Here is a 12,118-nt window from a genome sequence, read left to right as displayed (position 1 = left end):
AAGAGAGGGTAGGGTCAGATTTGTAGGCCGGATAAGACGCTTTCGCGTCGCCATCCGGCATTTTCAGGACTTTGTTATGATGGCATCGCGATGGCCTGCTTCTCTTCGAGCAGTTTCTCCACGACGCCAGGATCGGCGAGGGTCGAGGTATCGCCCAGATTGCTGGTATCGCCCGCCGCGATTTTGCGCAGGATGCGGCGCATGATTTTGCCGGAGCGGGTTTTCGGCAGTGAGTCGGTCCAGTGCAGCACGTCTGGCGTTGCCAACGGACCAATTTCTTTACGCACCCAGTTGCGAACCTCGGCGTACAACTCAGGTGACGGCTCTTCACCGTGATTCAGCGTGACGTAGGCGTAGATCGCCTGGCCTTTAATATTATGCGGAATTCCCACCACCGCGGCTTCGGCAATCTTCGGATGCGACACCAGCGCTGATTCGATTTCAGCCGTTCCCAGACGGTGGCCAGAGACGTTCAGCACATCGTCCACACGTCCGGTGATCCAGTAATAGCCATCTTCGTCACGGCGCGCGCCGTCGCCGCTGAAGTACATATTCTTGAAGGTAGAGAAGTAGGTTTGCTCAAAGCGTTCGTGATCGCCAAACAGCGTTCTCGCCTGGCCTGGCCACGAGTCGGTAATCACCAGGTTACCTTCCGTCGCTCCTTCCAGTGGATTACCTTCGTTATCGACAATCGCAGGCTGTACGCCAAAGAACGGACGGGTTGCAGAACCGGCTTTCAGCTCGGTAGCGCCCGGCAGTGGGGTGATCATGAATCCCCCGGTTTCGGTCTGCCACCAGGTATCGACGACCGGGCATTTTTCGTTGCCGATCTTCTTCCAGTACCACTCCCACGCTTCCGGGTTGATCGGCTCGCCAACGGAACCCAGGATACGCAGCGACGAACGGTCAGTACCTTCAATCGCTTTGTCGCCTTCTGCCATCAGTGCGCGAATGGCGGTCGGTGCGGTATACAGAATATTGACCTGGTGCTTGTCCACAACCTGCGACATACGCGCAGGCGTTGGCCAGTTTGGTACGCCTTCGAACATCAGCGTGGTTGCGCCGCAGGCCAGCGGGCCGTACAGCAGGTAGCTGTGTCCGGTTACCCAACCCACGTCAGCGGTGCACCAATAGATATCGCCCTGATGGTAATCAAACACGTACTTAAAGGTGGTTGCAGCGTAGACCAGATACCCGCCGGTGGTGTGCAGCACGCCTTTTGGCTTGCCGGTTGAACCGGAGGTATACAGGATAAACAGTGGATCTTCCGCGTTCATCTCTTCCGGTTGGTGTTCTGAGCTGGCTTTCTCAATAAGATCGGACCACCACAGGTCACGGCCTTCCTGCCACTCCGTTTTACCACCGGTACGTTTGAGGACGACCACATGTTCAACGGTTTTTACGTTTGGATTTTTCAGCGCATCATCCACGTTCTTTTTCAGTGGGATAGCGCGTCCGGCGCGAACGCCTTCGTCGGCGGTGATCACCAGGCGTGAATTGGAGTCGATAATACGTCCGGCGACGGCTTCCGGTGAGAAACCACCGAAGATGACAGAATGCACGGCCCCAATGCGGGCACAGGCCAGCATGGCAACCGCAGCTTCTGGCACCATCGGCATATAAATGGCCACCACGTCACCTTTTTTAATGCCTAAATCCAGTAGCGTATTGGCGAAACGGCAGACATCGCGATGCAACTCGCGATAGGTAATGTTTTTGCTTTGGGTAGCGTCATCGCCTTCCCAGATAATGGCGGTACGATCGCCGTTTGCCTGCAGATGGCGGTCAAGGCAGTTTGCGGCCAGGTTCAGGGTGCCGTCTTCGTACCATTTAATAGACACGTTGCCTGGTGCGAAGGAGGTGTTCTTCACCTGGCTGTACGGCTTGATCCAATCAAGAATCTTTCCTTGCTCGCCCCAAAATGTGTCGGGTTCGTTAACGGATTGCTGGTATTTCTCTGCGTACTGCTCCGGATTTATCAGGCAACGATCCGCAATGTTTGCGGGAATAGCGTGTTTATGTATTTGGCTCATGGCTTTTGTTCTCCTTGTAGGATGTTAATAATATGTCTCATAAACGTTAAATGTAGGGGCTTTGAGAGTTTTGTTTAGTATTTGCGCGGCAGATCACGCAATAAACGAATTGTGCAAATTAGCGACAAACTGAATTTTGAAGGGAACTAGCAAAAATTGATTAAATCTCGCGATAACATGCAGTTATCTAAAGGATAGTTGAAAAGGTGATCTGTCTCTGAATTAGACAAAAGAGTGAGAGATTAGAGGGGTGTTATAACTCTAAAGTGGTATTTTACATACACTTACAATTGATTAAAAACAACATTTTCAGTGTGGTTTCTTGTTACAAATAGGGTGGAGCAATGTCATGACAGTATTCGTGTGGTTGCTGTTGTGGAAAACAATAAAAGAACCGCCATTGCAGATAATGGCGTCATCTGGATGAGACCCCTATGGCAAGGATAAAATCACGCGTACGCCGTTTCTTCAGCCTGTTATTACCTTTATTATTTATTTCTGCTGTTCACGCTGAACAAACTTCTGTACCTGCAAAAACCGTCACCGTTGAAGCGAAGAATGAAACCTTCGCACCTCAGCATCCCGATCAATATCTCTCCTGGAAAGCCACGTCTGAGCAATCAGCCCGTGAAGATGCACTGGCAGAAGATCCGCGTCTGGTGATCCTGTGGGCGGGATACCCATTCTCGCGCGATTACAACAAACCGCGGGGACACGCGTATGCCGTGACCGATGTCCGTGAAACCTTACGTACCGGCGCACCAAAAACGGCAGAAGATGGTCCGTTGCCGATGGCCTGCTGGAGCTGTAAAAGCCCGGACGTAGCGCGTCTTATCCAGAAAGACGGTGAAGATGGCTACTTCCACGGTAAATGGGCGCGCGGCGGTCCGGAAATTGTTAACAACCTCGGTTGTGCGGATTGCCATAATACCGCGTCACCAGACTTCGCCAAAGGCAAGCCAGAACTGACCCTGTCGCGTCCTTATGCAGAACGCGCGATGGAAGCCATCGGTAAACCGTTTGAGAAAGCCGGTCGCTTTGACCAGCAATCCATGGTCTGCGGCCAGTGCCACGTGGAATACTACTTCGACGGTAAAAACAAAGCCGTTAAGTTCCCGTGGGACGACGGCATGAAAGTCGAGAACATGGAGAAATACTACGACAACATTGCTTTCTCTGACTGGACCAACTCCCTGTCTAAAACGCCGATGCTGAAAGCGCAGCACCCGGAGTATGAAACCTGGAGCGCGGGCATTCACGGCAAGAACAACGTGACCTGTATCGACTGTCACATGCCGAAAGTGCAAAACGCGGAAGGCAAGATCTATACCGACCATAAGATTGGTAACCCGTTCGACAACTTCCCTCAGACCTGCGCGAACTGCCACACCCAGGACAAAGCGTCCCTGCAAAAAGTGGTCGCCGAGCGTAAACAGGCTATTCATGACCTGAAAATCAAAGTTGAAGATCAGCTGGTTCGTGCGCACTTCGAAGCGAAAGCCGCATGGGATGCGGGCGCGACTGAAGCGGAAATGAAGCCGATTCTGGAAGATATCCGTCACGCACAATGGCGTTGGGACCTGTCTATCGCCTCACACGGCATTCATATGCACGCCCCGGAAGAAGGTCTGCGGATGCTGGGTAGCGCAATGGATAAAGCCGCCGACGCGCGTACCAAACTGGTCCGTCTGCTGGCGACCAAAGGCATCACGCATGAAATTCCGTTGCCGGATATCTCGACCAAAGAGAAAGCCCAGGCGGCGATTGGTCTCAACATGCAGCAAATCAATGCTGAGAAGCAGGACTTCATCAAAACGGTGATTCCGCAGTGGGAAGATCAGGCGCGTAAAAACGGTCTGTTAAGCCAATAACCCCATTTCGCCCCGCAAGGGGCGGATAACTCAACGGAGTGAATATGAGCGTATTACGTTCGTTATTAACTGCTGGGGTGCTGGCGTCAGGCTTGTTATGGAGCCTGAGTGGAATCACTGCCACGCCAACGCCGCAGGAGTCGGATCAACGCTGGACGGTTACCCAACAGCGTAATCCGGATGCTGCCTGTCTGGACTGTCACAAGCCGGATACCGAAGGCATGCATGGTAAGCATGCGGAAGTCATCAACCCGAATAACAAACTGCCGGTCACCTGCACTAACTGTCACGGCCAGCCATCACCGAACCACCGTGAAGGGGTGAAAGATGTGATGCGCTTTAATGAGCCGATGTACAACGTGGAGCAGCAGAACAGCGTCTGTATGTCCTGTCACCTGCCTGAGCAGCTGCAAAAAGCGTTCTGGCCGCACGATGTCCATGTAACCAAAGTGGCGTGTGCCAGCTGTCACTCACTGCATCCGAAGCAAGACACGATGCAAACGCTGAGCGATAAAGGACGGATCAAGATTTGCGTCGATTGCCACAGCGATCAGCGTAACAATCCGAACTTTAACCCGGCGTCGATTCCGTTGCTTAAGGAGCATCCATGAGTTGCTCTCGTCGCCAGTTTATCACCGGCGTCGGCGCGCTGGTGGCAGTGAGCGGGACGGCGGGGCGCGTTGTGGCGAAGACGCTGAACATCAACGGCGTGCGTTACGGTATGGTACATGATGAGTCATTATGCATCGGCTGTACGGCCTGTATGGATGCTTGTCGCGAAGTCAACAACGTGCCGGAAGGCGTATCGCGTCTGACGATTATTCGCAGTGAGCCGCAAGGAACGTTTCCTGATGTGAAGTATCGCTTCTTCCGTCACTCGTGCCAGCACTGCGACCACGCTCCCTGCGTTGACGTCTGCCCGACGGGGGCATCGTATCGTGATGCCGCCAGCGGCATTGTGGATGTGAACCCGGACCTTTGCGTTGGCTGCCAGTACTGCATTGCCGCGTGTCCTTATCGCGTGCGCTTTATCCATCCGGTGAGCAAAACGGCGGATAAATGCGATTTCTGCCGGAAAACCAACCTGAAAGCGGGCAAACAGCCCGCCTGCGTTGAGTCATGTCCGACGAAGGCGCTGACGTTTGGTAATCTGGACGATCCCAACAGCGATATCTCCCGTTTGTTGCAGCAGAAAACGACCTACCGTTACAAGCTGGCGTTGGGTACAAAACCGAAGGTCTACCGCGTTCCCTTTAAATTTGGGGAGGTGAGCCAATGACATCCGCTTCTGCATTTCATTTTGAATCACTGGTGTGGGACTGGCCCATTGCCATCTATCTGTTCCTGATAGGTATCTCTGCCGGACTGGTCACGCTGGCGATTCTGCTGCGTCGCTTCCATCCGGAGGCGGGCGGTTCGGACAGCACGCTGCTGCGCACTACGCTGGTGTTAGGGCCGGGGGCGATTATCCTCGGTCTGTTAATTCTGGTGTTCCACCTGACGCGTCCATGGACCTTCTGGAAACTGATGTTCCACTACAGCTTCACTTCGGTGATGTCGATGGGGGTCATGCTGTTCCAGTTGTACATGGTGGTGTTAGTGCTGTGGCTGGCAAAAATCTTTGAAAAAGAGGTAATTGCTCTGCAACAGCGCTGGCTGCCGCGGTTAGGTATCGTGCAGAAAGTATTGACGCTGGTCGCGCCGTTTCATCGCGCGCTTGAGACGTTAATGCTGGTGCTGGCGGTCCTGCTCGGGGCGTACACCGGTTTTCTGCTGTCGGCGCTGAAATCTTACCCGTTCCTGAATAACCCGATCCTGCCGGTGCTGTTCCTGTTCTCTGGGATCTCCTCCGGCGCCGCGGTGGCGCTGATCGCCATGGCGTTACGCCATCGTAGCAACCCGCACAGTACCGAAGCGCACTTTGTGCATCGTATGGAAGTCCCGGTGGTATGGCTGGAGATCTTCCTGCTGGCGGCGTTCTTCGTCGGTCTGGCGCTGGGCGATGACGGCAAAATGCGCGCGCTGGCGGCGGCACTGGGCGGTGGATTCTGGACCTGGTGGTTCTGGCTTGGCGTGGCTGGGCTTGGGCTGATACTGCCGATGCTGCTAAAACCCTGGGCCAACCGCAGTTCGACGTTTCATGGCGTGCTGGCAGTCTGCGGCGCCAGCCTGACCGGCGTACTGCTGCTGCGTTTTTTTATACTCTATGCGGGTCAGCTAACCGTTGCGTAAGGTGATATCTGGACGTTCTCCTTCCTGAAGCCGGTTTTCTGGCGCTGTTATTAAGCCTTGGGGTCAACGTGTTGACCCCGCTTGCCGTGTTGGTGGGTGTCCGCCAGCGCTGGCAAGGGGTGATGCGCCTTGCAACGGTGGGCGTGTGGGCGCAATTTACCCTGCTACTGCTGGCTTTTGCCATTCTGGTATTCTGCTTTTTGACCAGCGACTTTTCGGTGGTCTACGTTGCTCAGCACAGCTACAGTCTGCTGCCGTGGGGATTAAAACTGGCGGCGGTGTGGGGCGGTCATGAAGGATCGCTGCTGCTGTGGGTGCTGTTTCTTTCCGGCTGGAGCGCGCTGTTCGCTTTACGCTATCGGCGTGATACCGACGCGCTGTTTCCGCTGACGCTCAGCGTCCTTTCAATGATAACGGCCCTGCTGCTGCTGTTTGTGGTGGTATGGTCCGATCCGTTTGTGCGTATCTTCCCGCCAGCCATTGAAGGGCGCGACCTTAACCCGATGCTGCAACATCTCGGGTTAATCCTCCATCCACCTCTGCTGTACCTGGGTTACGGTGGTTTGATGGTGGCGGCAGGCGTGGCGCTGGCCTCGCTGCTACGTGGTGACTTTAATGCGCAGAGCGCCTGGGTGTGCTGGCGCTGGGCGCTGCCCGGCTGGTGCGCGCTGACGCTGGGGATTATCCTCGGCTCCTGGTGGGCCTATTGCGAGCTGGGCTGGGGCGGCTGGTGGTTCTGGGACCCGGTTGAAAATGCTTCCTTATTACCCTGGCTTTCCGCCAGCGCGCTGCTGCATAGCCTGTATATCACGCGCCAGCGCGGAATCTTCCGCCACTGGTCGCTGCTACTGGCGATCGTCACGCTGATTTTATCGCTGCTTGGGACGCTGATTGTACGTTCCGGCATTCTCGTTTCGGTGCATGCTTTCGCGTTGGATAACGTCCGCGCCGCGCCGCTGTTTGCGCTGTTTACCGTGTTGAGTCTGGCGTCGCTCGGGCTGTACGCCTGGCGGGGCCAGCAAGTCCGGCAGAATGCGCGTTTTGGCGGTTGGTCACGCGAGATGCTGATTCTGGTTGCGCTGCTGCTCTTTAGTGCGGTGCTGCTGATTGTGTTGATTGGCACGCTCTACCCGATGATTTACGGGCTGTTCGGCTGGGGACGGCTCTCCGTAGGCGCACCGTACTTTAACCGCGCTACGCTGCCCTTTGGCCTGCTGATGCTGCTGGTTATCGTACTGGCAACGGTCAGAAGCCGCAACGTGTCTTTCCGCATCCAGCTTCCGGCACTGCTGGCGCATGCTGGGGTGCTGGTGTTTGCGGCGGGGATCGTCTTTTCCAGCGGTAGCCGTCAGGAGATAAGCCTGAACCTGAGCCCTGGGCAGCAGGTTGAACTGGCGGGTTACATTTTCCGTTTTGAGCGTCTCGACCTGGAAGCCAAAGGTAACTACACCAGTGAAAAAGCGCAGATCACGCTGTGGCACAATGAGAAACGTATTGGCAGCCTGCAACCCGAAAGGCGCTTCTATGCCGCGCGACGTCAACAGATGATGGAGCCGGGGATCCGCTGGAATCTGATGCATGACTGGTACGCGGTAATGGGTGAAAAAACCGGACCTGACCGCTATGCCATGCGTTTGTACGTGCAGACCGGCGTGCGCTGGATTTGGGGTGGGGGACTATTAATGGTCTTTGGCGCGCTGCTGAGCGCATGGCGAGGAAGGAAGCATCCAGAGTTATTGCCTGATGGCGCTGCGCTTATCAGGCCTACGAGTGAAAAGCATGGTAGGCCGGATAAGGCGTTCACGCCGCCATCCGGCAAAACGATGTTACTTGTGGCTTTACTGATTTTTCTACCTTTTACCACCCATGCCCAGGTTGTGGATACCTGGCGCTTTGAAAATCCGCAACAGCAGGAACAAGCGCTGTCCATTGCCAGCCAGCTTCGCTGCCCACAGTGTCAGAACCAAAACCTACTGGAATCCAATGCGCCGGTAGCGGTCAGTATGCGCCATCAGGTTTATAGCATGGTGGCGGAAGGGAAAAGCGAAGCTGAGATCACGACATGGATGACCGAGCGTTACGGTGACTTCGTTCGTTATAATCCGCCGCTGAATGAGCAAACGCTGCTGCTGTGGGCGTTGCCGTGCCTGCTGTTATTGCTGGTAGGTGTGGTGGTCTGGCGAGTGAGAAGACGTCAGCATACGGAGGCAGGTGAACAATGAACCAGTCCGAACCGCTGTTACGCCCAATGCCTGTGAAGCGGCTGACCGCTGCGGCGGTGCTGATGGTTGTGGCCTGCATTGGAGGCTACTTGTTGACGCCAAAATGGCAGGCGGTTCGTCAGGAGCAGACGCGGCTGGCGGACCCTTTACATGCTTTCTCCGATGAGAATGTTCAGGAAAAACAGTTGCTTTTGCTGCAATCGCAGATTCGCGCTAATCCCCAGAACGGCGTGAAATGGGCGCAACTCGGGGAGTACTATCTTTGGCAAAACGCGTATCATAATGCGCTGCTGGCCTACGAGCAGGCGCTGCGTGTCGGCGGTGAAAATGCTGAGATCTATTCAGCGATGGCAACGGTATTGTATTACCAGGCCGGACAACATATGACGCCACCCACTCGCGAGATGATTGATAAGGCTCTGGCGCTGGATCCGGCAGAGGTCACAGCGCTGATGCTGTTAGCCTCAGATGCGTTTATGCAGGCAGACTACGCCCAGGCTATTTCAGTGTGGCAAAAGGTTATGGATTTAAACTCGCCTAGGGTGAACCGGGCACAGCTCGTTGACTCTATTAATATGGCGAAGTTATTGCAGAATCGGCAAAAATAAATTTGTTTTTTTTGTGATTTGTATCATTTGGCCTGTTTAAAAAACAGGCAAACGAACAAATTGGCGAAAAAAACTCACACCATGACTTCTTCATTTTTGAACATATTAAAATTCTTTTATAACAAAAAGTTATTCATCAATACCGCGATAAAATTGCATTTTTATGCATAAAATCAGCAAAAAGCCCTGTTCTTAGAGGGTTGCGCGGAATGCCATGCAGATGATAATGATAATAAGCGTTAAAAAACTCCATAAACGAACGCAACACAATTCATACCCTTTCAGTATGTACTATTCCCACACACCGCATGTGGAATAGCGCTCCATCGAGGAAGTCCGTTGTTATGAAAAATTTGAAAGTCAGCCTGGCATGGCAGATTCTAATCGCCATGGTGCTGGGCATTCTGCTAGGGAGTTACCTGCATTACCATAGTGACAGCCGTGAATGGCTGGTTGTAAACCTGCTGTCACCGGCGGGCGATATCTTTATCCATCTGATCAAAATGATCGTTGTGCCCATTGTCATCTCTACGCTGGTTGTCGGTATCGCCGGAGTCGGTGATGCAAAACAGCTGGGCCGCATTGGCGCCAAAACTATTCTCTATTTCGAAGTGATCACCACCGTGGCGATTATCCTTGGGATCACGCTGGCTAATGTGTTCCAGCCGGGTTCCGGGATTGATATGTCGCAACTGGCGACCGTGGATATTTCGAAATATCAAAGCACGACTGCAGAAGTACAGAGCCACGCGCATGGTTTGATGGGGACAATTTTGTCACTGGTGCCGACCAATATCGTCGCCTCGATGGCAAAAGGCGATATGCTGCCGATTATCTTCTTCTCGGTGCTGTTCGGTTTAGGTTTGTCTTCCCTGCCAGCCACTCACCGCGAGCCGCTGGTTACCGTGTTCCGCTCTATTTCCGAAACCATGTTTAAAGTGACCCACATGGTTATGCGTTATGCGCCAGTCGGCGTTTTCGCGCTGATTGCCGTTACCGTCGCAAACTTCGGTTTTGCCTCCCTGTGGCCGCTGGCGAAGCTGGTGCTGTTGGTGCACTTTGCCATCCTGTTCTTCGCGCTGGTGGTGCTGGGGATTGTCGCGCGTATCTGCGGTTTGAGCATTTGGATCCTGATCCGCATTCTGAAAGACGAGTTGATTCTGGCTTACTCTACCGCCAGCTCCGAGAGCGTACTGCCGCGTATTATCGAGAAGATGGAAGCCTATGGCGCACCGGCTTCAATCACCAGCTTTGTGGTGCCGACCGGCTACTCATTCAACCTTGATGGTTCAACGCTGTACCAGAGTATTGCCGCGATCTTTATTGCGCAGCTGTATGGTATCGACCTGTCGCTGTGGCAGGAAATCGTGCTGGTGTTGACGTTGATGGTGACCTCGAAAGGGATTGCGGGCGTGCCGGGCGTATCATTCGTGGTGCTGCTGGCAACGCTGGGCAGCGTGGGGATCCCGCTGGAAGGCCTGGCGTTTATTGCCGGTGTTGACCGTATCCTCGACATGGCGCGTACCGCGCTGAACGTGGTGGGTAACGCACTGGCGGTGCTGGTTATCTCCAAGTGGGAACACAAATTTGACCGCAAAAAAGCGCTGGCCTATGAGCGCGAAGTATTAGGTAAGTTTGATAAGACTGCCTTGTAGGCCGGATAAGGCAACGCCGCCATCCGGCAACCTGCTCCGGGTTGCCTGATGGCGCTACGCTTATCAGGCCTACAACGACTACCCGTTGGTTAACTTATCAAACTCTTCGCAACCGGTATCGAATCCTTCCGTACAGCTCAGATTCAGCCAGTGCAGTGCCTTCTGTTTATTCTTCACGATAAAACCCTGCTCACCGTTTAAGAACATCATCCCGGCCCAGTATTCGGAATAGCCGGTGCGGGAAATGGCTGAGCTACGCTTGAAATACCACGTCGCTTTCTCATCGTCTGCGGGAATACCCACGCCGTTGGCGTAAATCAGCCCAAGCAGCATTTGCGCGTCGACGGCGGAGTCGTTTTCCAGGTCCTCGGAGGCGTTTTGCAGCAAGGTAATGGCTTTGGGGTAATCGGTGTGTCCAGCCTGAGTGTTGACCAGAATACGCGCCAGCGTAATTTCCCCGGTTTTACTGCCTGCCTGGGTCGCTTTTTCCGCCAGCGTTTTGGCCTGGGGGTAATCCAGACTGACCGGATTAGTAATCTTAATCTGTGCCAGCAATGCGTAAGCATCGGCATCACCATTGTCGGCGGCTTTTTGCGCCCAATATTCCGCTTTACCCAAATCGCCTGAGCTAAACCAGGTATCAGCGAGGAAATATTGTGCACGTCTGTCTCCGGACTCGGCGGCTTTCAAAAACTGACTACCGGGCTCTTCGGCATGGACAAAGCATGTCATTAACACCATCAAGGCGAAAAGTCGTTTCATCTTATATTTAGATTTAGTGTAGGGAATGAACAGTATAGAGAGATTATATGCATAATAAATATCCTCCGGCATAGCCGGAGGTTTTTCTGATGCGCCTATAAGGCTCTGTTACCAGCCGCGCCCTAACAGGCGCATACGATCTGACATTTGCATCAGACTTCGTTACTTACGGCCCGTAAACGGGCTACCCGGATAAGGGATCGATAACTGCTCGCCCATTTTATCCTCTGCAAGCTGGTGCTTTATGTATTCCTGTATCCTTGCTGTGTTCTTACCCACCGTATCTACGTAATACCCACGACACCAGAACTCCCTGTTCCTGTATTTAAACTTCATATCACCAAACTGCTCATACAACATCAGACTGCTTTTACCTTTCAGATAACCCATAAAACCGGATACGCTCATTTTGGGCGGGATTTCCACAAGCATATGGATATGATCTGCACAGCATTCCGCTTCCAGGATCCGCACGTTTTTCCACTCACACAGCTTTCTTAAGATGCTGCCTATCGCCCTACGTTTCTCCCCGTAGAATGCTTGTCTTCGGTATTTGGGCGCAAAAACTATGTGATATTTACAGTTCCATCGGGTGTGCGCTAAGCTCTTTTCGTCCCCCATTGGGACCCCCTTTTGATTTCTTGTTTAACCCTTGCAGTTGCCAGACCGCAAGGTGTTTTAACAAATCAAAAGGGGTTTTAATAACTGGCCCAAAGCTGAAAGCTTTCCGGAACC

Annotated in this window: 10 protein-coding genes; 7 read left to right on the top strand and 3 right to left on the bottom strand. The window is 53.5% G+C overall.

Going from position 1 to position 12,118, the window contains the following annotated elements; translation table 11 throughout:
• Nucleotides 1-74: 74 nt before the first annotated feature.
• Entirely contained in the window at nucleotides 75-2,033 is a 1,959-nt protein-coding gene (gene acs, locus OGY08_RS03700) for an acetate--CoA ligase (protein WP_003826645.1), read from the bottom strand.
• 434 nt (nucleotides 2,034-2,467) lie between these two features.
• On the opposite strand from acs, the gene nrfA reads away from it, so the two are divergent.
• The 7 genes from nrfA to gltP all read left to right on the top strand — a co-directional run bounded on the left by nrfA (nucleotide 2,468) and on the right by gltP (nucleotide 10,621).
• Nucleotides 2,468-3,904: an ammonia-forming nitrite reductase cytochrome c552 subunit gene (nrfA, locus tag OGY08_RS03695; RefSeq protein ID WP_003826647.1), complete on the top strand. Its 1,437-nt coding sequence runs from the start codon at nucleotides 2,468-2,470 to the stop codon at nucleotides 3,902-3,904.
• 44 nt (nucleotides 3,905-3,948) lie between these two features.
• A complete protein-coding gene (nrfB, locus tag OGY08_RS03690; RefSeq protein WP_003826649.1) occupies nucleotides 3,949-4,515 on the top strand; it encodes a cytochrome c nitrite reductase pentaheme subunit in 567 nt (188 codons plus the stop codon).
• Nucleotides 4,512-5,183 (top strand): cytochrome c nitrite reductase Fe-S protein, encoded by a 672-nt coding sequence (nrfC, locus tag OGY08_RS03685; RefSeq protein ID WP_003031761.1) that lies wholly within the window; start codon nucleotides 4,512-4,514, stop codon nucleotides 5,181-5,183. The genes nrfB and nrfC overlap by 4 nt, the downstream gene beginning before the upstream one ends.
• The gene (nrfD, locus tag OGY08_RS03680; RefSeq protein WP_048236342.1) at nucleotides 5,180-6,136 is read left to right on the top strand and encodes a cytochrome c nitrite reductase subunit NrfD; all 957 of its coding nucleotides are present in this window, start codon (nucleotides 5,180-5,182) and stop codon (nucleotides 6,134-6,136) included. The genes nrfC and nrfD overlap by 4 nt, the downstream gene beginning before the upstream one ends.
• 8 nt (nucleotides 6,137-6,144) lie before the next feature.
• Nucleotides 6,145-8,358 carry a heme lyase NrfEFG subunit NrfF gene (nrfF, locus tag OGY08_RS03675; RefSeq protein WP_286565697.1) on the top strand — a complete coding sequence of 738 codons (2,214 nt, stop codon included), beginning with the start codon at nucleotides 6,145-6,147 and terminating at the stop codon, nucleotides 8,356-8,358.
• The gene (nrfG, locus tag OGY08_RS03670; RefSeq protein WP_057068918.1) at nucleotides 8,355-8,966 is read left to right on the top strand and encodes a heme lyase NrfEFG subunit NrfG; all 612 of its coding nucleotides are present in this window, start codon (nucleotides 8,355-8,357) and stop codon (nucleotides 8,964-8,966) included. Before nrfF ends, nrfG begins: the two co-directional genes overlap by 4 nt.
• 344 nt (nucleotides 8,967-9,310) lie before the next feature.
• Nucleotides 9,311-10,621: a glutamate/aspartate:proton symporter GltP gene (gltP, locus tag OGY08_RS03665; RefSeq protein ID WP_020996087.1), complete on the top strand. Its 1,311-nt coding sequence runs from the start codon at nucleotides 9,311-9,313 to the stop codon at nucleotides 10,619-10,621.
• Nucleotides 10,622-10,699: 78 nt separating this feature from the next.
• On the opposite strand, the gene yjcO is transcribed toward gltP, so the two are convergent.
• Nucleotides 10,700-11,383 carry a Sel1 family TPR-like repeat protein YjcO gene (yjcO, locus tag OGY08_RS03660; protein WP_032934129.1) on the bottom strand — a complete coding sequence of 228 codons (684 nt, stop codon included), beginning with the start codon at nucleotides 11,381-11,383 and terminating at the stop codon, nucleotides 10,700-10,702.
• A gap of 162 nt (nucleotides 11,384-11,545) precedes the next feature.
• Complete coding sequence (gene tnpA / locus OGY08_RS03655) at nucleotides 11,546-12,004, bottom strand: IS200/IS605 family transposase (protein ID WP_057069660.1); 459 nt, start codon at nucleotides 12,002-12,004, stop codon at nucleotides 11,546-11,548.
• Between the last annotated feature and the right edge of the window lie 114 nt (nucleotides 12,005-12,118).

It is taken from the genome of Citrobacter sp. Cpo069 (genome assembly GCF_030332785.1).
Classification (GTDB): Bacteria; Pseudomonadota; Gammaproteobacteria; order Enterobacterales; family Enterobacteriaceae; genus Citrobacter; species Citrobacter portucalensis.
Note: the sequence above shows the minus strand (reverse complement) of the source record. Positions and strands in the feature narration are given on the sequence as shown.

Excerpts from the sequence above, each read along its gene's own strand:
- acs (WP_003826645.1), bottom strand. The coding sequence starts at position 2,033 with ATGAGCCAAATACATAAACACGCTATTCCCGCAAACATTGCGGATCGT.
- nrfD (WP_048236342.1), top strand. The coding sequence starts at position 5,180 with ATGACATCCGCTTCTGCATTTCATTTTGAATCACTGGTGTGGGACTGG.
- nrfG (WP_057068918.1), top strand. The coding sequence starts at position 8,355 with ATGAACCAGTCCGAACCGCTGTTACGCCCAATGCCTGTGAAGCGGCTG.
- tnpA (WP_057069660.1), bottom strand. The coding sequence starts at position 12,004 with ATGGGGGACGAAAAGAGCTTAGCGCACACCCGATGGAACTGTAAATAT.
- nrfC (WP_003031761.1), top strand. The coding sequence starts at position 4,512 with ATGAGTTGCTCTCGTCGCCAGTTTATCACCGGCGTCGGCGCGCTGGTG.
- nrfB (WP_003826649.1), top strand. The coding sequence starts at position 3,949 with ATGAGCGTATTACGTTCGTTATTAACTGCTGGGGTGCTGGCGTCAGGC.
- gltP (WP_020996087.1), top strand. The coding sequence starts at position 9,311 with ATGAAAAATTTGAAAGTCAGCCTGGCATGGCAGATTCTAATCGCCATG.
- yjcO (WP_032934129.1), bottom strand. The coding sequence starts at position 11,383 with ATGAAACGACTTTTCGCCTTGATGGTGTTAATGACATGCTTTGTCCAT.
- nrfA (WP_003826647.1), top strand. The coding sequence starts at position 2,468 with ATGGCAAGGATAAAATCACGCGTACGCCGTTTCTTCAGCCTGTTATTA.